The sequence below is a fragment of the Pseudoalteromonas sp. 4NS20-0020 genome, from assembly GCF_057554385.1.
On the sequence record NZ_BAAJMI010000006.1, the window covers coordinates 73,033 to 93,342 of the forward strand.

At 39.6% G+C, this 20,310-nt stretch carries 19 protein-coding genes; 6 read left to right on the forward strand and 13 right to left on the reverse strand.

Features of this window, described 5'->3' with window-relative positions:
* Window positions 1–2: 2 nt before the first annotated feature.
* The 10 genes from AC27JL_RS15790 to AC27JL_RS15835 all read right to left on the reverse strand — a co-directional run bounded on the left by AC27JL_RS15790 (window position 3) and on the right by AC27JL_RS15835 (window position 8,709).
* Window positions 3–1,856, reverse strand: a complete 1,854-nt coding sequence (locus AC27JL_RS15790) for a sensor domain-containing diguanylate cyclase (RefSeq protein WP_487196042.1) — start codon at window positions 1,854–1,856, stop codon at window positions 3–5.
* On the reverse strand, window positions 1,856–2,641 hold the full coding sequence (locus AC27JL_RS15795; protein WP_487196043.1) for a TatD family hydrolase: 786 nt from the start codon (window positions 2,639–2,641) through the stop codon (window positions 1,856–1,858). Before AC27JL_RS15795 ends, AC27JL_RS15790 begins: the two co-directional genes overlap by 1 nt.
* Window positions 2,641–3,141 carry a hypothetical protein gene (locus tag AC27JL_RS15800; protein WP_039038480.1) on the reverse strand — a complete coding sequence of 167 codons (501 nt, stop codon included), beginning with the start codon at window positions 3,139–3,141 and terminating at the stop codon, window positions 2,641–2,643. Before AC27JL_RS15800 ends, AC27JL_RS15795 begins: the two co-directional genes overlap by 1 nt.
* 1 nt (window position 3,142) lies before the next feature.
* Complete coding sequence (gene tatC, locus AC27JL_RS15805; RefSeq protein ID WP_006793859.1) at window positions 3,143–3,883, reverse strand: twin-arginine translocase subunit TatC; 741 nt, start codon at window positions 3,881–3,883, stop codon at window positions 3,143–3,145.
* 48 nt (window positions 3,884–3,931) lie between these two features.
* The gene (tatB, locus tag AC27JL_RS15810) at window positions 3,932–4,264 is read right to left on the reverse strand and encodes a Sec-independent protein translocase protein TatB (protein ID WP_006793860.1); all 333 of its coding nucleotides are present in this window, start codon (window positions 4,262–4,264) and stop codon (window positions 3,932–3,934) included.
* 5 nt (window positions 4,265–4,269) lie between these two features.
* Window positions 4,270–4,506 carry a Sec-independent protein translocase subunit TatA gene (gene tatA, locus AC27JL_RS15815; RefSeq protein WP_008127151.1) on the reverse strand — a complete coding sequence of 79 codons (237 nt, stop codon included), beginning with the start codon at window positions 4,504–4,506 and terminating at the stop codon, window positions 4,270–4,272.
* Between the two features lie 80 nt (window positions 4,507–4,586).
* Window positions 4,587–6,188, reverse strand: a complete 1,602-nt coding sequence (ubiB, locus tag AC27JL_RS15820; protein WP_487196044.1) for a ubiquinone biosynthesis regulatory protein kinase UbiB — start codon at window positions 6,186–6,188, stop codon at window positions 4,587–4,589.
* Window positions 6,189–6,197: 9 nt separating this feature from the next.
* Window positions 6,198–6,872 carry a ubiquinone biosynthesis accessory factor UbiJ gene (locus tag AC27JL_RS15825; protein ID WP_487196045.1) on the reverse strand — a complete coding sequence of 225 codons (675 nt, stop codon included), beginning with the start codon at window positions 6,870–6,872 and terminating at the stop codon, window positions 6,198–6,200.
* Window positions 6,873–6,883: 11 nt separating this feature from the next.
* On the reverse strand, window positions 6,884–7,639 hold the full coding sequence (gene ubiE, locus AC27JL_RS15830) for a bifunctional demethylmenaquinone methyltransferase/2-methoxy-6-polyprenyl-1,4-benzoquinol methylase UbiE (protein ID WP_006793864.1): 756 nt from the start codon (window positions 7,637–7,639) through the stop codon (window positions 6,884–6,886).
* Between the two features lie 83 nt (window positions 7,640–7,722).
* On the reverse strand, window positions 7,723–8,709 hold the full coding sequence (locus tag AC27JL_RS15835) for a GGDEF domain-containing protein (RefSeq protein WP_006793865.1): 987 nt from the start codon (window positions 8,707–8,709) through the stop codon (window positions 7,723–7,725).
* A 531-nt stretch (window positions 8,710–9,240) separates the two neighbouring features.
* On the opposite strand from AC27JL_RS15835, the gene AC27JL_RS15840 reads away from it, so the two are divergent.
* The 5 genes from AC27JL_RS15840 to AC27JL_RS15860 all read left to right on the forward strand — a co-directional run bounded on the left by AC27JL_RS15840 (window position 9,241) and on the right by AC27JL_RS15860 (window position 16,057).
* Entirely contained in the window at window positions 9,241–11,022 is a 1,782-nt protein-coding gene (locus tag AC27JL_RS15840; protein WP_341218844.1) for a DUF885 domain-containing protein, read from the forward strand.
* 87 nt (window positions 11,023–11,109) lie between these two features.
* Window positions 11,110–12,591 (forward strand): FMN-binding glutamate synthase family protein, encoded by a 1,482-nt coding sequence (locus tag AC27JL_RS15845; RefSeq protein ID WP_006793867.1) that lies wholly within the window; start codon window positions 11,110–11,112, stop codon window positions 12,589–12,591.
* Window positions 12,592–12,661: 70 nt separating this feature from the next.
* Window positions 12,662–13,804 carry a methionine aminotransferase gene (locus AC27JL_RS15850; protein WP_487196046.1) on the forward strand — a complete coding sequence of 381 codons (1,143 nt, stop codon included), beginning with the start codon at window positions 12,662–12,664 and terminating at the stop codon, window positions 13,802–13,804.
* Window positions 13,792–14,565 (forward strand): amidohydrolase, encoded by a 774-nt coding sequence (locus AC27JL_RS15855; RefSeq protein ID WP_341218843.1) that lies wholly within the window; start codon window positions 13,792–13,794, stop codon window positions 14,563–14,565. The genes AC27JL_RS15850 and AC27JL_RS15855 overlap by 13 nt, the downstream gene beginning before the upstream one ends.
* 76 nt (window positions 14,566–14,641) lie before the next feature.
* A complete protein-coding gene (locus AC27JL_RS15860) occupies window positions 14,642–16,057 on the forward strand; it encodes a mannose-1-phosphate guanylyltransferase/mannose-6-phosphate isomerase (protein WP_487196047.1) in 1,416 nt (471 codons plus the stop codon).
* A 27-nt stretch (window positions 16,058–16,084) separates the two neighbouring features.
* Here AC27JL_RS15860 and AC27JL_RS15865 read toward each other — a convergent pair whose 3' ends face one another.
* The 3 genes from AC27JL_RS15865 to AC27JL_RS15875 form a co-directional block, all read right to left on the reverse strand.
* Entirely contained in the window at window positions 16,085–18,241 is a 2,157-nt protein-coding gene (locus AC27JL_RS15865) for an ATP-binding protein (protein WP_487196048.1), read from the reverse strand.
* Window positions 18,242–18,364: 123 nt separating this feature from the next.
* Window positions 18,365–19,021: a helix-turn-helix transcriptional regulator gene (locus AC27JL_RS15870; protein WP_008132268.1), complete on the reverse strand. Its 657-nt coding sequence runs from the start codon at window positions 19,019–19,021 to the stop codon at window positions 18,365–18,367.
* Window positions 19,022–19,217: 196 nt separating this feature from the next.
* Entirely contained in the window at window positions 19,218–19,589 is a 372-nt protein-coding gene (locus AC27JL_RS15875; protein ID WP_006793873.1) for a histidine triad nucleotide-binding protein, read from the reverse strand.
* 92 nt (window positions 19,590–19,681) lie between these two features.
* Between AC27JL_RS15875 and AC27JL_RS15880 the strand changes: the two genes are divergently transcribed.
* Window positions 19,682–20,284, forward strand: a complete 603-nt coding sequence (locus AC27JL_RS15880; protein WP_006793874.1) for a DUF2057 domain-containing protein — start codon at window positions 19,682–19,684, stop codon at window positions 20,282–20,284.
* Window positions 20,285–20,310: the final 26 nt, after the last annotated feature.

The window sequence follows — 20,310 nt, forward strand, 5'->3', positions numbered from 1 at the left end:
TCCTATTGTATAGTTTCAAAATTAACAACTTGGTTACGACCTTGTTGCTTAGCGCTATAAAGTGCTTTATCTGCGCATTCAGTGAATAACTCAGGGGTATTTATATCATCAGCGATAAATGTATAGACACCGGCACTAATCGTAAATTTAATCTCAGCACCTGCAACAATGACTGGGTTTTGGTATATATCTAGTCGTATTTGTTCTGCTATATCAAAGGCGCCTTGGTTTGCAGTGTTAGGGAGTAAAATTACAAACTCCTCACCGCCATAGCGAGCGACCTCATCCAGCGGTCGTTTCAAAAAGCGTTTAATAATATCAGCAGTTGCTTTTATAACGTTATCACCGCTTAAGTGTCCGTAGGTATCGTTAATTGTTTTAAAGTGATCGATATCAATCATAATAATACTTAGCGGTGTTTGTTCTCTTCGTGAACGACGAAGTTCCATTACCAGTTTCTTATCAAAAAAGCGGCGGTTTTTAGCGCCTGTTAGCGCATCTTCTGTATTTAGCTGTTCAAGCTCTCTGTTTTTTTCTTCAAGTTCTCTAAGTGTTACTTGTAGTTCAAAAGTGCGCTCGTCTACTTGTGATTCAAGCTCGTACTGAGCTTCTTCTTGAAGTGCGAGTCGCTCTTTTAACAGTGTATCTTGAGCCGTACTTTCTGCAATCACAGTTTGTTGTTCGATTATCTGCTCATCTCGTTCAGTTATAAATTGCTTCATAACTGCATAACACAAGCAAAATGTACAACTAAAAAAGAACACCGATACAATGACCAGCCCCATAGTTTCAAAGGTGTACCATCCCATGACGGTTATAATAAAATAAACCGTTACTGCATTAAAAAAGCCTAAAGCTAGTAATAATGCATTTATAGATTTTGAAGGGTGGGAGCGAGTAGATAAGTAGGTTGTTAAAAAGTACATACTTAAAACAAGAGGGGTTAATATTAGGCAATATGCAGTGACCAACCAGTTAGGAAGTAGCCAAATAAATAATAGAGAGACAGCAAGCAATTTTGTTATTAACTTTTGCACACGTATAATTTTTTGAGCGTGAGGCTTGCACATTTGTTGTTGAAGAGGGAAAAACAACAGCGCGATTAAAATAAGTAATATTGGCATTATTACTTGTTGGATTGTGGGAATATTTGGGTGCAAGTAACGAAATCCAAAGCCGCCAAGGTACGCTAGAAAAAGCCCTAGCGTGAAAGTGATCGCTCCCGCTAGTGCAAAATAGCGCTTTCGAGTAAATCCATACAAAAATATACAGCTTAATGCCAATGCTGCTAAAAAGCCGACCATTAATCCATAAACTAAGTTAAAACCCTCTTTTTGAGTTAAATAAACATCTTGTTGCCATAAACTGATAGGGATACGTAAACCTGATGGGTTACTAACTTTGAGAATAACCCGAGTGGAGGAGCTTGCTGGAAGCGTTAATTTAGTTAACAAAAACTCACTCTTTATAGTACGTTCGTCAAGTGAGAATGAATCACCTAGCCGCATTTCTGACAGTATTTGTGCATTTCTCAAGTGAAACAGCTGAACTTCATTTAAAAATGGATTGTCTATTAAAATTAATGGACTAAAGCGACTATTGAACGTGTTATTTATTTCAAACGTAACCCAAACAGGGCGGCTTTCTAGGCCAAAATTTAACAATTTGGTGTTAACCGAATGCCATTTATTAGGCTCAAGTTGTAAAGCTGTTTCTATCGATGAAGGCTCAAAAGAATAAGTAAGATTTGTAACGATATGGGATGAAAAATCTGAATTTATTACTACGGTAGACGCAAAGCTTTTAAAAGTGAAAAGCACTATAAGTAGGCAAATAGCAGCCTTTAAACTGTTCATTAACGGGCTTCTAAACCAAAAACAGTATAAAAGTTATCTGTTGTTTGCTTAGCCACACTCTTGGCATCTATTTGATATAGCTCAGCAAGTGTTTGGCAGACATGCGTTAATAGTGCTGGCTCATTTCTTCGCGACTTAGGCTTTGGTTTAACTGTGCGTGGAATTAAAAAAGGCGCATCAGTTTCTATAAGTAAGCGGTTTAAGGGAATGCTTGGGGCTAAAGCTTGCAATGCTTGTCCGCGTCTTTCATCACAAACCCACCCTGTGATACCAATGTATAGGCCTAATGCTAAATAACTTTTGAGTGCGCTTTCATCTCCTGTAAAGCAGTGAAGCACACCGCGAACATTGAACTCTGTAAGAATATTGATCATGTCATCACTCGCATCGCGCTCATGCAAATAAACCGGTAAATTTAACTTTTCGGCTAGTGCAAGTTGGCGTCTCAATACGCTACGTTGAACATTTCGAGGCGAAAAATCACGGTTATAATCAAGCCCGCATTCACCAATAGCAACAACCTGAGGTTGAGTGGCAAGCAGTGTTAATTGGTCTTCTAATGAATCAGTTGCTGTTTTGGCATCATGTGGGTGAATACCGGCGGTTGAAAACAAGTGAAAGCTTTTAGCAAGTGCTAAAGATTGCTCACTTGATGAGATGTCGCAACCAATAAGCAGCATTTTTTCGACACCCGCGCTTTGAGCGCGGGAGATGATATCTGAATGCTCACCATCAAACTGATGGTTTGCTAAGTTAACGCCAGCATCAACCAGTGTGTAAGGCATTACTTAGTTCGTTTAACGCGAATAGAACGGTTTTGACCATCTTTTCGTAATAAAAATGAGTTAAATGCACCGCGGGTAATGGTTACAGCATCAGACTTTTTCAAACGCATGCTATCAGAACCAACTTGGCGCCATTTTTGGTTGTTATCCAAAGTGATGATCAGCTCGCCATAGGGGGCTTTGTCAACAGATGTAACCGCTGCTTTTATTTCACTGTCTTTTTCTGCTTGGTCTTTTTTGTGCTCTAAACCAAAGTCATCCTTTGGCGCTTCAACTGCAACAACAGGGACATTGGTGGCTGTTGTTGGCGCTTTAACTTTTTGGGTTACTGTTGATTGTGTAAGTGGTTTACCCGCCATTGTATTGTCGTAACACAACAGACGGTTAAAGTCATTTTCGATAAAGCTACACGCTTTTAGCGCTTGAGTATTAATGTCTGATTGCGCAGAAAATGCAGGTGCGCTCAATATAACCAGTAGTGAGAGTATTTGTTTTTTCATTTTATTCCTCAACTTCTTCTCGTGGTTTAGCAGTGTAAAACTTCGCTAAAATTAAACCTAATTCAAACAAAAGCAACATCGGAAATGCTAATAATGTCTGCGATAAAACATCGGGCGGCGTTAAAAACATCGCCACAACAAAAACACCCACCACAATATAAGGGCGCTTTTCTTTTAAGCTCGTTGTTGTCGTTGCACCACTCCAGCACAAAAGCATAATAGCAACTGGAATTTCAAATGCGACGCCAAACGCAAAAAACAGCTTTAATACAAACCCTAAATAACTACTTATATCTGGCGCTAGGGTCATCATTTCAGGCCCCGTATTGGTAAAAAAGCCTAAAATAATGGGTAGCACTACAAAATAGCAAAATGCGATACCGCCATAAAATAGTAAAATACTGGAAGCAAGAATAGGCATCAGCATTTTCTTTTCATGCTGATATAATCCCGGCGCTATGAACCCCCAAATTTGATGTAATATCCAAGGTATAGACGCAAATAATGCAACAAATAAAGTCAGCTTAAATGGGGCAAAGAAGGGGGCAGTGACATCGGTTGCAATCATGGTTGCAGTGCTTGGCAAATGAGAGACTAACGGCTGTGCAACAAACGCGTATATATCGTTTGCAAAATACACTATTGCAATAAAAATAACTAAAATACTCAACAGTGATTTTATAAGCCTGTCACGCAGCTCTATTAAATGAGCTACAAACCCCGATTTTACTTCCTCAACCATTTTTATTTATACCATTTAGTAAGTTGACCATAGAAAGGTAAATTAAATTCACTTTTTTTCATCAATTTGTTGGTTAGGTTCTGATTCTTGTGGCTGTTTTTTATAGCTGTGAGTCACTGATTCTGCAGCCTGTTTTAGCTCACTTAATGAGCTTTGTAATTCAGGGCTTAAATCTTGTAGGTTTTGTTGCTCAGCTTTTTTTAGGTTTTCGTGGAGCTCGTGTACGCGCAATTCTTCACTCACTTCAGCTTTAACTGAGTTAGCAAGAGATTTAACAGTTTTGATCCAGCGACTAACAGTTCTTATTGCAACGGGTAAACGTTCAGGCCCTAATACAACAAGCCCTACAATAAAAACAACAACTAGCTCCCACATGCCCATGTTAATTAAGCCTTATCGGTGTCTTTTGTTTTTTCAGTATCAGTCGTCGTTTTTTGTGACGTTTGAATTTGTTCAGGGGAGTCTGTTTCAGTTGGTTTTTCATCCGACATTGCTTTTTTAAACCCCTTAACAGCACCGCCTAAGTCACCCCCCATGCCGCGTAATTTTTTAGTACCAAAAAGAAGTACAATGATTGCCAAAACAATCAATAATTGCCAAATACTAATGCCGCCCAATCCCATGGTTCTCTCCAAATAATAAAATGATTAAATGTATATTTTAAATACTAATTATACGCCCTAAACCGTAAATAGCACTTTGTTTATGTGTGTCGCCATGCCGCAATAAAACACGCGGCGGAACAGGTTGCTGTAACGCCCGCAGCAATTAAATCATGTTGCAAATAACACAGTGCAGACACTACCAAAGTAGCACTCCCCAACAAGCTAAGCACTAACGCTTTATGAGAAGCTGGCTTTACAACTGCGTGGGTGCGCACTGGGCGCTTTAAGTTTTGATAAATCAAGTCAGGTAACTCAGGCATTTTTTCAGCCCAGAATGGTAGGTTTGCATACATTTGTTTTAAGACAGATAGCGGCCCTACTTGTTCTTTAACCCACTGCTCTAAGAAGGGTTTAGCCGTTTTCCATAAATCTAGTTGAGGATAAAGCTGTCTTCCCAGCCCTTCAACATAGAGTAATGTTTTTTGAAGTAGCACCAATTGTGGTTGCACCTGCATATTAAATCGACGCGCGGTGTTAAATAAATTTACCAGTACATGCCCAAATGATATTTCAGCAAGTGGCTTATTAAAAATAGGTTCGCAAACAGTGCGAATAGCAAATTCAAACTCTTCGATACTGGTATCTTCAGGAACCCAGCCAGAGTCAACATGCAGTTGGGCTACTTGGCGATAGTCGCGATTAAAAAAGGCGATAAAGTTTTCTGCTAAATAGCGCTTATCTTCTTTGCTCAAGGTACCAACAATACCGCAATCAATACCAATATATTTAGGATTTTCGGGATGCTCGCGAGATACAAAAATATTACCGGGATGCATGTCTGCATGAAAAAAACTATCTCTGAATACTTGTGTAAAAAACACTTCTACACCACGTTCTGCAAGCAATTTCATATTAGTATTTTGCGCTATTAACGACTCGGTATCTGACACGGGTATACCGTAAATACGCTCCATCACTAACACGTTGCTTCGGCTGTAATCACTGTAAACAGTAGGGATATAGAGCGCATCTGAATCATCAAAATTACGTTTTAATTGAATGCCATTGGCACCTTCACGCATTAGGTCTAATTCATCAAGCAGTGTTTTTTTATACTCTTTTACTACTTCAACAGGGCGCAAACGTTTTGATTCGTTATGAACATTAGCAAGTACCTGAGCAAGCTTTTCCATTAATGCTAAGTCTGCATTTATTTGTTCATGGATATTTGGGCGAATTACTTTAATAACAACATCTTGCTCAATATTATCGTTGTCAACTAGTGTTGCAGTATGCACTTGCGCTATTGATGCAGATGCCAATGGTGTTTGTGAAAATTCACTAAACAGCTCGCTAATGTCATTAATCTCGAGTGCATTTTCTATAATTTGTTGTGCCAACTCACCTTCAAAAGGCTGAACTTGGTCTTGCAAAAAGGCAAGCTCTTGCGCGATATCGTGAGGAAGTAGATCGCGACGTGTTGACAGCATTTGGCCAAATTTAATCCATACAGGTCCTAGCTCTTGTAATGCTAAACGTAAGCGCAGTCCTGCAGGTTTTTCTTTATGCTGATTTCGTAGCCAAAATAAACACCCCCTGGCAATTTTTGCAAACCAAGGTGTTTTACTTTTAGGCACTAATTCGTCTAAACCATAGCTAAGTAATGTTTTAGTGATGTAATACAATCGTGAAGAAGACACAAAAAGTCCTTAGCGTGTTTTGGCGCTTAATAAAGTGTTTATACGCTGCTCTATGGCGGCAACTTGGCCTTTTAGCTCTCGGTTTTGTTGTTTAAATTGTGCAAGTTCTAAAGGGTGAATTGTAACAGCTAGCTCGTCTTGAAATAAGCTTGTTAACGTGGTGCTTAGTTGCGCGTTAATTTTGCTACCATGGCGCTTTATCGACATAAAATGCAAATAGAGTTGTTGAGCTGGTGCATCGCCAATATAACTTGATAACTGTTCGGGCCAATCTATGTCTAACCCTGAAAATGCACCGCTATATGCTTGCGCTATATTCAAGTCGCCTTGTAAATCGAGTTTATCTTGACGAATTAGCTGTGTAAGCATGGCTGGGTTTTTAAGGGCAACAAGCGTGTCTATATCGGCGCTGATCATGCAATCGCTATAATCGCTGTTGTCAGCGGCATAAAGGTGTAATTTTTCGTCAGCAAAAACAACCTGTATGGTTTGTTGCCAGTCTCTAACTTCAACAAGTAAACGCTGTTGTTTTACCGTGTTTAGCTTTTGGGCAACGTTAGGGTCGAGTTTAAGTGCTTGATTTAAAATGCGCTCAACAAGCGAAAGTACAAAGTTAGGTAGCATCAAAAAGGTCGATGTATCTGTATTATCACTGTTTTTTTCAGATGCTTGATCAAGCGCCATGACTCTGTGCCTTAATATTTAAAACCACGGTGAAGGGCAACAATTCCGCCAGTTAGGTTTTGATACGTTGTTTGTTCAAACCCAGCTTCATCCATCATTGCTTTAAGCGTATCTTGGTCTGGGTGCATACGAATTGACTCTGCTAAATATTGATAAGACTCACTGTCGTTAGCAACTAGCTTGCCCATTGTTGGCAGTAAATTGAACGAGTAAAAATCATACGCTTTGCTAAGTGCTTCGTGTTTTGGCTTAGAAAACTCTAATACTAACAAACGACCACCTGGCTTTAGTATGCGATACATTGAGCGCAGCGCCTTGTCTTTGTCGGTTACATTACGTAAACCGAAGGCAATGGTGATCACATCAAAGCTGTTATCTGGAAATGGCAGCATTTCAGCATTCATTTGTACGTAGTCAATATTGCCTACAAGGCCTAAATTATGAAGCTTTTCACGACCTACTTTGAGCATAGATGAGTTAATATCGCCCAAAACCACTTGGCCAGTTTCACCGACCAGTTGACTAAATTTTGCAGTTAAATCGCCTGTACCACCGGCTAAGTCAAGAACATGATGGCCTTTACGCACGCCTGAACTGGCTATAGTTTGACGTTTCCATAAACGGTGGACACCAAAAGACATTAAATCATTCATTACATCGTACTTAGCCGCAACAGAGTGAAATACATCTGCAACCATTGATGCTTTTTCGTTTTCAGCAACGGTTTTGTAGCCAAAGTGCGTGGTCTTTTCTGGGGTCTCGTTCATGATTAATCTCTATCGTGGCAATAAGCACTAGTGTACTTTATTGTGCACCGAAGGTGCAATTTGAATATGATTTATCAGGTGTTTTATTGGCCGGCGGTAAAACTACTTTGGCCAAGAGAGCGGGCTTTAAATGCCGCATGGGATGCCTTTTTAGCCAATTGGTTAAAGTCTTCTTTTTGCTGATGCTGAGCGATTCCCAGCGATAAGTTAATGCTGGGCAGTTTTGCGCCACTTTTTGAGCTTACAAAACGCAGTTTTTCTACACCTTTACGAACTTTTTCAGCAATGAGAATCGCTGTTTCAGGGTCAATATCAGCTAATAAAACAGTGAACTGATCTTTAGCGGTACGCCCCGGTAAACCACTTTGCATTACATACTTTTGAACTTGTTTAGCCACTTTATTTAAAATCACTTCACCAATAATATCGCCAAAGTTATCAACAAAATGCGCTAAATTATCGATTTGAATGGCAATGGCACAAATAGACTTGTCTTGAGTCGCCCATAGTTCAGTTTGTTGGGTTAAGTAATGGCGTTTAAATAAGCCGGTTTGACTATCTATAATGTGTTGCTTACGAAGTTGAGAAAGTTGTTTTTGTGTTCTTTCGTGTAGTTTTTTTGCTCTCGTTAGCTCTTGCTTAAACTTTTTATGTTGAGCGAGTAACTCAGCAGTTTGCTTATCAAGTTTGTTAAGTGCTTGGCGGCTTTGTTCTATATTGTTTTCGTCAAGCGAATGAACACATTCACTCACTTGATCTGCAAAGCGACTGATTTGTTTTTCTGTATTTTGCGCATTGTTAGACAATGAAGTAATAACGCCGTCTACGTTTTGAATCATCGACACTTGCGTATTGTGTCCGACATTTAAAAATTCAAAGTAAAGTTGCTCTATTAATACGCCATCAATGTTTTCATCGGTAGAAATAGCGCGATCTAATGTTTTATTTAATTTTAAATTTGCTTGGCTAACGTAGGTGTAAACAACTTGAAAGTTCAGGGGCGTTGGCGGCAGTGCATAGCGTTCTAAGAACATACACACTTGAGTCATTTTCTCTTGAGCAATAGCCATGGAATCATGGAACATCATTATTTAATACCAACTAAGTACGCATCAATGCTTAATTTATAATTTCATTCCATGAGTCGATTGCGCGTCCAAGCTTTTTTATTATTTTTTACTACTGTATTCGTTATAACTGCTATTAAAAAGCAAAAATAGGGCCAAGGGAACTTAAATTTTACTTTAGTCGCTTAATAGCTGCTTTTCTCATCAATTAGGCTTGTTTTTAGCTCATTTAATAGGATTGATCGTTTAATAAATACTTTTTAAAACTGTACTTTTAGAGTTGATTTTTATTTAAAACTTTATCTTACAGTGGTGGTTTTAGTAATAAGGTAAAGGCACGTTATAAAGAGACGCTATTGCAAATGCGCCTGATAGCGCAGTGTAATAGCAATATGCTGTATCATAGCTTGCCCTTTTATTGAATAAGCTTTAAGCCTGGTAGGGCGTTAACATCAACGATACTTGTCTCATTTACTTGCTATTTACTGAGTCTGCGATAGCTTTGTGAAATTCATTATCTGACTAAATTTTATTATGACGAATAATTTATTACTTAAGCCAATCCGCAATACACTTATCAGCATGACGCTTTTATGTACTTTAAGTGCCTGTCAAACCACAAACTATAACGCCGATAGTCAGTTTACAGCGGTTGCAGATAGCATTGTTGATTACCGACAAAGTTCCAGCCCTTACGGCAACATTGAGGGTGTTAATGGTTATTTGTTAGCGAATCTATCGCCTGAGTTTTTAGAGCAGCAATATAATAAAAAAACTCAGTTCTTGGCTGAGCTAGACGCCTTAGATGCAGCGTCCCTGAGTGATGAAAACCAAATAAACTTCAGTATTATTCGCGCTCAAGTACAAAACAGCGTTGACGAATATGTATTTAATGCTCATTACATGCCGCTAACTTCTGAGTACGGTTTTCATTCTGGTTTATCGTATATTGTAAACAGCAGCCAATATAAAACACTGCAAAATTATCAAACCTATTTAGCACGTTTGGCTCAGGTCCCTCGCTTTTTTGAACAAAATATTTATTGGATGAAAAAAGGTCTTGAAACAGGTTTAACGCAACCTAAGGCTGTGCTTGAAGGTTACGAAGAATCAATATCAGCCTATATAGTTGAGGATGTTACAACGTCTGAATTTTATAAACCTTTTTTAAAAAATAACGCAGGCTTGCCAGAGAGTGAGTTTAAATCACTTCAGCAACAGGCGCAGTCGGTAATAAAAGATAAAGTAATTGAATCATATAAAAATTATTTAGCTTTTTTTACACAGGAGTATCGCCCCGGTGCGCGCACTTCGATAGGTATTTCAAATACCCCAAACGGCGAATCGTTTTATAAAAATAGAGCTAAATATTACACCACTACCGAGATGACCCCTAAAGAGATACACGAGCTGGGGTTAAAAGAAGTTGCACGCATTCGCGGCGAAATGGAAGCCATTATAAAAGAAGTCGAGTTTGAGGGAACATTTGCAGAGTTCATTCACTTTTTACGAACCGATCCGCAATTTTATGCAACCACACCGGAGGAGCTACTTAAAGAGGCAGCATATATAGCAAAAAAAATGGACGCACAACTGCCTAAGCTGTTTCATACCTTGCCTCGTAAACCGTATGGTGTTGCGCCGGTACCCGCGAGCATAGCGCCCAAATACACAACGGGTCGCTACTCAGGGTCAAATAGAGATGATGAGGCGGGCTATTATTGGGTGAATACGTACGCACTTGATAAACGCCCACTGTATGTATTAGAAGCGCTCACTTTGCACGAAGCGGTGCCGGGCCATCATTTACAAATATCATTAAATGCAGAATTAGAAACCTTGCCACGTTATCGTCGAGATGCGTATTTATCGGCATTCGGTGAAGGTTGGGGGCTTTACTCTGAGTACTTAGGCATTGAAGCGGGCTTTTATCAAAGTCCATATAGCCGATTTGGTCGTTTAACTTACGAAATGTGGCGAGCTGCTCGTTTAGTGGTAGACACCGGTATGCACATGTATGGTTGGAGCAGAGAGCGCGCTATGCAGTTTATGAGCGAAAATACAGCGTTGTCGTTACACAATGTGAAAACCGAAACCGATCGCTATATAACTTGGCCTGGCCAAGCACTGTCATACAAAATTGGCGAGCTTACGATTAAACGTTTACGTAAAGAGGCTGAGCAAGCACTTGGGCAAAGTTTCGATATTAGGGAGTTCCACCATCAGGTATTACGCCATGGCTCTGTCCCTTTATCAGTTTTAGAGGCGCAAGTACGTTTATATATTAATGAAGAGTTAGCCAAACAGAAGAGTTAACTTACAGATGGTTAATTCTTGAATGCATAAAAGTGTTATGTCATTTTGGATATAGCACTTTTTTATTTTTACAGCAGCGGATCACCAATGAACAACTTTATAATGTTTAGTATTGACGTATTTGCGAGTCTATTTATTGTTTTTTTAGGCTTATTAGTTTTAATTGTGGCTGTTTTTTATATCCGCGATGTTACACAAACAAAGCATGCAATTAGACGAAATTACCCTGTAATTGGACGCTTTAGGTATTTTTTTGAACGTCAAGGCGAGTTTTTTAGACAATACTTTTTTGCTCTCGACAGGGAAGAAATGCCTTTTAATCGTGCCGAACGTAGTTGGGTTTATCGCGCTGCAAAAAATGTAGACCGTACCGCGGCATTTGGATCTACACAAAGCTTAGAGGTCACAGGTACAGTAATGTTTATGAACTGCGCCTTCCCTACGCTTGATGAAGAAGCGCTTGCGCCAAGTGAAGTAACGCTTGGCCCCTATTGCCAAACACCTTATTCAACCAATTCTTTATTTAACGTATCGGGAATGAGCTTTGGTGCGCTATCTAAGCCCGCTGTGCGTGCTCTTTCTAAAGGGGCAAAGCTCGCGGGTTGTTGGATGAACACGGGGGAGGGGGGCTTGAGCCCTTATCATCTTGAAGGGGGGGCAGATTTAGTTTTTCAAATTGGTACTGCTAAATACGGGGTACGCGATGAAAATGGCCAGCTCAGTATCGAAAAACTCAAACAGATTGCAGCACACGAGCAGGTTAAAATGTTTGAGCTTAAAATGAGTCAAGGTGCTAAACCCGGTAAGGGAGGCATGCTTCCTGGGCGCAAAGTGAATGCTGAAATAGCAAAAATACGCGGTATTCCTGAGGGCGAAGATTCTATTAGTCCCAATGGGCACCCTGAAATTAAAAACCCCAGTGATATTCTCGATATGATTGCGACGGTACGAAATACCACAGGTAAACCAACTGGCTTTAAGGCTGTGATTGGTGCGTATGGCTGGTTAGAAACCTTATTTGCTGAAATAAATCACCGTGGTATTGAGTCGGCTCCTGATTTTATTACCATTGATAGTGCTGACGGTGGAACCGGCGCTGCTCCTCAGCCCTTAATGGATTCTGTGGGATTACCACTTCGTGAAAGTTTACCGCTAGTAGTCAATATGCTTGAAAAACACGGACTGCGTGATCGCGTTAAAATCATTGTTTCGGGTAAGCTTATTGTGCCTTCTAAGGTTGCGTGGGCGTTAGCGCTTGGGGCAGATTTTGTTGTGTCGGCTCGCGGACATATGTTTGCATTAGGGTGTATTCAAGCAATGCAATGTAACAAAGATTCTTGCCCTACCGGTATTACTACTCATAACGAACGCTTGCAGCGCGGTTTAAACGTTGCGGATAAAGCGCAGCGAGTGGCTAACTACAATAAGTATATTCACTATGGCGCGGGGCTTATTGCTCACTCATGCGGTGTAACAAGTGCACGAGAGCTTAAACGCGAACATGTGCGTATAGTTCAAGAAAGTGGCCTTTCGGAGCCATTAGATAAAATTTACGAAAATTATAAGTAGGTTAAAATAAACAGATGTAATAGGTGCGTGTTTATTTTGAGTGGTTCCAAAAATGAAGTAAGGAAAGCGTGTGTTCAATAGTAAATTACCTGACGTTGGTGTGAGTATATTTAGCCAAATGAGTGAGCTGGCGAATCAGTTCTCTGCAATTAACCTTTCGCAGGGGTTTCCTGAGTTCGACACACCAAACTTTTTAAAAAGTCAGATTACTCATTATGTTCAACATGGTGTTAATCAATATTCACCTTCAAGTGGTGTACCTAAATTACAGCAGCAAATTGCAAGTTTGATACAAAAAAAATACGCTACAGAGCTTAATGCTGCAAAGCAAATAACCATCACATCGGGGGCAACCGAAGCTCTTTTTGTTGCCATTCAAACAATAGTTCGCCCAAACGACGAAGTCATCGTATTTGACCCAGCTTATGACGCTTATAAACCCGCGATTGAGCTTGCAGGCGGGAGGTCCGTACATATTGCATTAAAGGCCCCCGACTATACGATTAACTGGCGTACGGTAGAGCAAAAAATTACAAAGCACACCCGCGCTATTGTTATAAACACGCCTCATAATCCAACCGCTAAAGTGATAACTCAACAAGATATTACAGAGCTTAAAAGGTTGGTTGGTACTTACAAGCTATATATTGTAAGCGATGAGGTGTATGAGCATATTGCATTTGATGGGCAACCACATTTAAGTGTATTACGAGATCAAGAATTGTTAGCTCAAAGTTTTGTTATTTCGAGCTTTGGTAAAACATTTCATTGTACAGGTTGGAAAATGGGTTATTGCATTGCCCCTGAACATTTAGCGAGCGAGTTTAGAAAAATTCATCAATATGTGACCTTCTCTAGCTTCACACCTGCTCAGCATGCATTGGCCGACATGTTAGAACAACAAAGCGAGCATGTAGATTCGCTCAGTGATTTTTATCAACAAAAGCGCGATTTACTTATACGTCATTTACTCGGCAGTCGATTTACAGTTTTACCAAGCCAAGGAACCTACTTTTTATTGTTAGATTATAGTGATGTAGCTGATTTAAACGATGTTGAATTTTGCCATTGGCTAGTTGAGCAAGCAGGTGTTGCGGCAATACCTTTAAGTGTTTTTTATCAAACGCCACCGGGTGATAAAGTTATCCGCTTATGTTTTGCAAAAAATGATGAAACCCTAAAAGAGGCAGCCCATATTTTATGTCAACTTTAACGCTTACATTGGTGCAAAGCTCTCTTCACTGGCTTGATAAAAGCGCTAATTTAGCGATGCTTGATAAGCAGCTCGAGGCGCTAACAGAAAAGCCTGACCTTATTTTATTACCTGAAACGTTTGCCACTGGTTTTGCTATAAACCTTGACTGCGCGGAGCCAGAAAATGGCTTGGTGCTTACGTGGTTAAAACAACAAGCAAAAAAACATAATGCAGTGATTGCTGGGTCGGTGCTGGTGGCGCAAGGTAATAAAAAAGCCAACCGCTTTTATTGGGTAAAAGCATGTGGTGAAGTAATCTATTATGATAAACGCCATCTATTTCGCTTAGGAAATGAGGGAGACTATGTACTAGCAGGAAGTGAGCGAAAAGTGTTTGAAATTAATGGCTTTAAACTATTACCGCAGGTGTGCTACGACCTGCGTTTTCCGGTGTTTCAGCGCAATAAAAATGACTACGACATAATGGTAAATGTAGCAAATTGGCCAGCGGTGCGACGCCCCGTTTGGGATACATTATTGGCAGCTCGTGCAATAGAAAATTTATGTTATGTGGTAGGGGTTAACCGTATAGGCGACGATGGCAATGGTGTTGCTCACAATGGTGGCACTGCAGTTTATAATTTTAAGGGAGAGGCATTAGCTAAGGCGGCCGATAACACAGAGCAGTTAGTAACAGTGACACTTGAAAAAAAACATTTAGAGACCTTTAAAGCGGCTTTCCCTGCTTATTTAGATGCTGATACGTTTACTCTGACTTAAATCATCTTCACATAGCACTAAACATATTAAGTGTTAAAATAGACGCTATTACATTGATTGGCGGCTAATTAGCAATATGAACACTTTAATCACTCCTGTTATTTTAGCTGGTGGTATTGGCTCTAGGTTGTGGCCTTTGTCGCGCCAAGCAATGCCTAAGCAATTTTTGCCACTATTGAATAATGAAAACTCATTATTGCAAAATACATTAAATCGCGTCTCTGGGGCTGAGTTTTCACAGCCAATTTTAGTGTGTAATGAACAGCACCGATTTATTGCTAAAGAGCAAAGTAGTGCAGCTAAAGTGTTTGGGTTGATACTAGAGCCTACAGGTAAAAATACGGCTCCTGCTATTGCACTTGCTGCCCATTACGCAATTCAAAGTGGGCTTAAAGGTCCTATGTTGGTGATGCCTGCTGATCATCATATAAAGGATTTTTCTCCGCTAAAATCACAAATAAACGATGCTGTAACACTGGCAGAGCAAGGAAAGTTGGTTACTTTTTCAATTACACCTTCAATGGCCCACACTGGGTTTGGGTATATAAAGCAAGGCAGTAAAATTTCAGGCTCAAACTGTTTTGAAGTGGCCGAGTTTAAAGAAAAGCCAAACCTAGCTACGGCGCAAAAATACTTAGCTGAAGGCGGTTATAGTTGGAATAGCGGCATGTTTTTATTTACGCCACGTGCTTATTTAAATGAGCTTGAACGTTTTGCGCCAAAAATAGCGCACAGCGTGAAGATGGCTTCTCATTTTTCACATGACTTAGGTTTTACTAGGCCCGATAGTGAACCGCTTGAGTTTTGCCCAAGTGACTCAATTGATTATGCTATTTTAGAGCGTAGTAACAATGTTGCTGTTATGCCTGTAGCACTTAAATGGAATGATGTGGGCAGCTTTAGTGCGCTTGCTAGCCTTACTAAGCAAGATGCACACGGTAATAATGAAAACCAAAACCATACTGCACAAAACAGTACTAATAATTTTGTTATTAGCGAACACGACCATAGTATCGCTACGCTTGGCGTAAGTGATTTAGCCATTATTCACACCCACGACGCCACACTGGTTGCCGATAAAAATAAGCTCGATGGCTTACCCTTATTACTTAAACAATTAGCACTGAGCCAAAGTGATAAACTCAACCACCATCAGGTTGTGTATCGTCCATGGGGTAACTACCGCACTTTGGTTGAAGGTAGTGGTTTTAAAGTTAAAAAAATAACCGTTAATAGCGGTGCTAAACTTTCGACGCAGCGCCATCAGCATCGTGCAGAGCATTGGGTTGTTGTATCTGGGGTGGCAGATGTGCGTATTGATGACCAAGTATTAACACTCACCCAAGATCAATCTTGTTATATTGCCGCTAAACAACTGCATAGCTTAGCGAATAACCAGCAAGTGCCGTTAATTGTTATTGAGGTACAAACGGGTGCCATACTTGATGAAAATGACATTGAGCGATTTAATGATATATACGGAAGGTATTGAGCAGCTCTACTTTTAAAGTAAAGCGCTTTAACCTAATTCACTACGTACAAATTTTAAGTATTTCTCAAGGCTGCGTTGCCAAAGATCAAGTGCCTCATCAAGCATGCCATTATGAGGCTTATTGTCGAGTAGGCGGCGCTCAATTTTTTTAAGTTCAATGCCGTAACGATTAAACCCTAATTGCAATGCAGTACTCGCTTGGCGGTGTAAAAGTTTAATGCACTGTTCAGGATGCTGGTCTATTAAATCTTGGCAGCGTATCAGCTTATTACGAGCAGAGAGAACAAACTCATTATAAATAGACGATACCTCATCCTCACTAAACGAGCTGGCGAGTGTTTCAATAGCCGTTTTATCGTACAGAGTATCTATAAGTTCTACTGCAATATTAGTGGTTTGATTTGATTGAGAATCGCTTAATGCCTGACGCAGTTTTTGGTGTTTAATTGGCTTACCAACAATGTCTTTTATACCCAGCGCTAAATACTCTTTAACTTCATCAGGGCTTAAACTCGCAGTAAAGGCGAGTACTGGTGTGCGCTGGTTTTTGTGATCAAGGCGTTTAAGGCGTTTAAGAACTTCTTGGCCTGTTAAATCGGGTAGATTCATATCAAGTAAGACGACGTCAAAATGATGAGCTTGCATTAACTCAATGGCACTTTTACCGTCTTTAGCGAGCTTAATTTTGTGTTCGTCGTCGGCCATAAACTCAATAGCAATTTTTTGGTTTAGGTCTAAATCTTCCACCAAAAGAACATCAAGCCCTGTTAAATAATCTTTTGTTTGATGGCGTTGCTCTACAAGGCTTAACTCACCCAGCGCAAAAGTAATCGTAAAGCTAAATACACTACCAGTGCCCAGTTGACTAGAAATTTCAAGGCGGCTACCGAGTTTTTCTAATAAGCGACTGGTAATTGCAAGTCCAAGACCGGTGCCACCCTTTTCCTTGCCTGCACTACTTTGTACATAAGGCTCTGTTAAGTAGGCAATTTCTTCATTTTCGATACCTGGGCCTGAATCTTTAACACTCACTTTTATAGTGTGTTCTAGTTGTTTTTCTAAAACTAAATCAACTTGAATTTTTACTACGCCACGGTCAGTAAATTTAATAGCATTACCAACTAAGTTAATAATTATTTGTCGAAGCTTTTGCTGGTCACAGTAGTAGCATGCTTGTTCAGGAATATTACATATAAGCTCAAATTTAAGCTGTTTTTGTTCTGCTAATGGGCTGAGCAATAAGCATAAGTTATTTAGCCATGTTTTAAATTCAATATCTTCTTCATAAAGGGCTTCGTCACTTTGGTCTAGACTCGCATATTCAAGTACTTTATCGACCAGTAGGTTTAGTGATTCGGCAGAATTAATAATTGCTTCGCAATAGGCTTTACTATGCGTATCGCTAGTTTGGTTCATGACCAATTGTGCACTACCTAAAATACCATTGAGTGGTGTACGTATTTCGTGACTAATAGTCGATAAAAATAGCCCTCGTATTTCTAAATCTTTCTGCGCTTTATCGGCGAGCGTATTGAGGTGATGCTCTCGGCGTTCATTACATAACAGTGCCATACCAGCGGCATAAAACATAGGTGCTATGATGCCATTTAAAAATAATACAGTGCTAAACCAACTGCTTGAGACGAGATCTTTTTGCTCAATTTCATTCATAAAAATTGAACGCGCAATAAAGGCTAACACCACGAGTGTTAAAATTGTAATGTATACAATACTGCCGTTGGGGTAAGGTTTACGAGCGTACTTTATAAATATAAACAGTAAAAACAAGGCTTCTGAAATATGTTGTAGGTCGGATGCGATAACACGACCAGCTAAAGAAGGATCAAAAAAACTATAATAACCAAATACTATTGCACTAAATGCGGTCACTGAACAAAGAAGCTTAAATCCAGGTCCGCGATAATCTAAAAATTGACTAATAGCAAAACAGTGCACAATAGAGGCTGCAAACATTAAGCTACACGCTGCATTTATAACAAGTAAGTTATGTGAGCTATTTACAAGCGCAAATGCAACGACAGCACATAGCATCAATACTGGGTAAAAAATGTATATTAGTGTCCCTGGGGTTTGCTTATTGGTTCGCCAAGTTAAAATATTTAAAAAAGTCATGACGACAATAACGGCTATGCTGGCAAAATATAAAGTGTATGAGTCAAGCATGGGTTTTCCAGCAGGTGATTTTTGATTAGATTAATTAAAAATTATAAACTTAACAAGCGCTTATATTAAATACAAAAACAGACACCTAAGTGTCTGTTTTTGTATTTCAGTCGAAGTCAGCGTTTAGCGAATTTCGTCTGGTATATTTTGCTGTGCCCACGATAAAAGCTCAATACGGTTACGACACTTGGTCTTTCTAAATGCGCTGTATAAATGAGTTTTTACAGTGTGTGGGCTAATACTAAGTTCTTCAGCAATTTCTTTGTTTTTAGAACCGTTACTCATTAATGAAATAATCGCTTTTTCTCGCTTAGTAAGTTTGACAGGTTCAATATCGCCCTCTGTAAGCTTGTGAAGTGCGTCTTTATTAAACTGCAACATGCGATTTAATGCATTACACATGATGTCGCGACGATACCAAAGCTGATCTTCTAATAAGAGTCGAATACCTTTCATTAGCACATCTGCATTATCTGTCGTGTAAAATACACCACGAATACCGCTGAGTAGTGCTCGATTAGCAAGCTCTGGGTTTTCATCTAAGTTAAATAATATGATATCGCACTTAACACGAAGGTTTACTAGTTGTTCTTTTAATTTCCCCCACGCGTCATTGCTAGATGTTTCAATAAAAAGTAAGCGAGTCCCTTCAGGTGTATCCAATATATTAGTACCTGTTGTAACGTCTAGTCCTTGCGTTTTTAGCAATGGCTCTAATACGTTAATACCAATAGTATTAATTGGATCTTTATCTAATAACAAAAAGGCAGAACTGCTCATGTTTTTATACTCTTTTATAAAGCTGACTGATTAAGTTTATCACGATTCCCACACCTTTAGTATTAGAAAACCGCTATCGTACTTAAAAACAAGTACAATTTTATGATTATTTAAACATAAAATGTTGCAAATAAGTAATTGTTTTTTAATTTATAGGAACACATGCTTTTATATAGCATGTAGTAACTGAGCTTAATTAAGCGATTTCTTTTTTATTATCTTGATAAGGAGGCCACCCCATTTGCTTCCCGGCAAGCATGTGAAGATGGATATGATAGACGGTTTGTCCGCCATGATCGTTGCAGTTCATAACAACACGGTAGCCGTCATCACTAAAGTTATGTTCTTTTGCAAGCTTAGCGGCCACCACATACAAGTTACCTACTAAATGTGCGTTATCATCATTTATATGATTTATGGTAGGAATTGCAATTTTTGGGATAATTAACACATGAAAAGGAGCTTGAGGGTTTATATCTTCAAACGCGAGAGTATTTTCGTCCTCGTAAATTATGTTTGCTGGGATCTCGCGGTTGATTATTTTTGTAAAGATAGTCTCTTGGCTCATTGTGTGTTCCTTATCAAGTGGTATGAAATTTAGATTCACTAATGACAAATTTTCAAAGCAGTGTCAAACTCAAATCAACCAAAGGAGTTAATATGCGTAAATCAGTGTTAATGAGCAGTGTAGCTGCATTGCTATTTAGTGTATCGAGTATGGCAGAAAACATTCACTTTCCTGAAGAGTTTGTGCCGTTGCAAGTCGGTGAGCGAATAATAGAAAGCTCTTTGTTTAGCCGTGTAGAAGATTTAGAGCTAGCGCCGGGGTCGTATCGGCTAAAGCTCAAGTATACCGACTTGTACGATGAAGATTACGATATGCATGAGGTGGTTGAGTCAGAGCCTTTTTGGGTTGATATTACAATTGAGGCGGGTACAGATTATACCTTGGTATTTAATCGTGCTGAAAATGCAGTAGCGGCTAAAGTATTTGCTCAATCGCCCATGGTAAGTTTAAAAGCAAAAGGCAGTGCGTTAGCTGCGCCTTTGAGTGTTGTCTCTAATAATCAACTTGCTAGCGAAGCGCCTGTTAGAACTATGCGAGAAGCACCAGCGGGTCCAGAAAAGCCAAGTAGGCCAATTAAACCTATTGCGCCTATTACAGGCAAAGGCATGCCAAGTGCGGCGCAAATGCTCGACTTTTGGTGGCAGCAAGCAACAGTTGCTGAGCGCAAAGCTTTTTTAGAAAAAGTAACAAACTAAGCTATTTAAAATAAGCATTAAAAAAG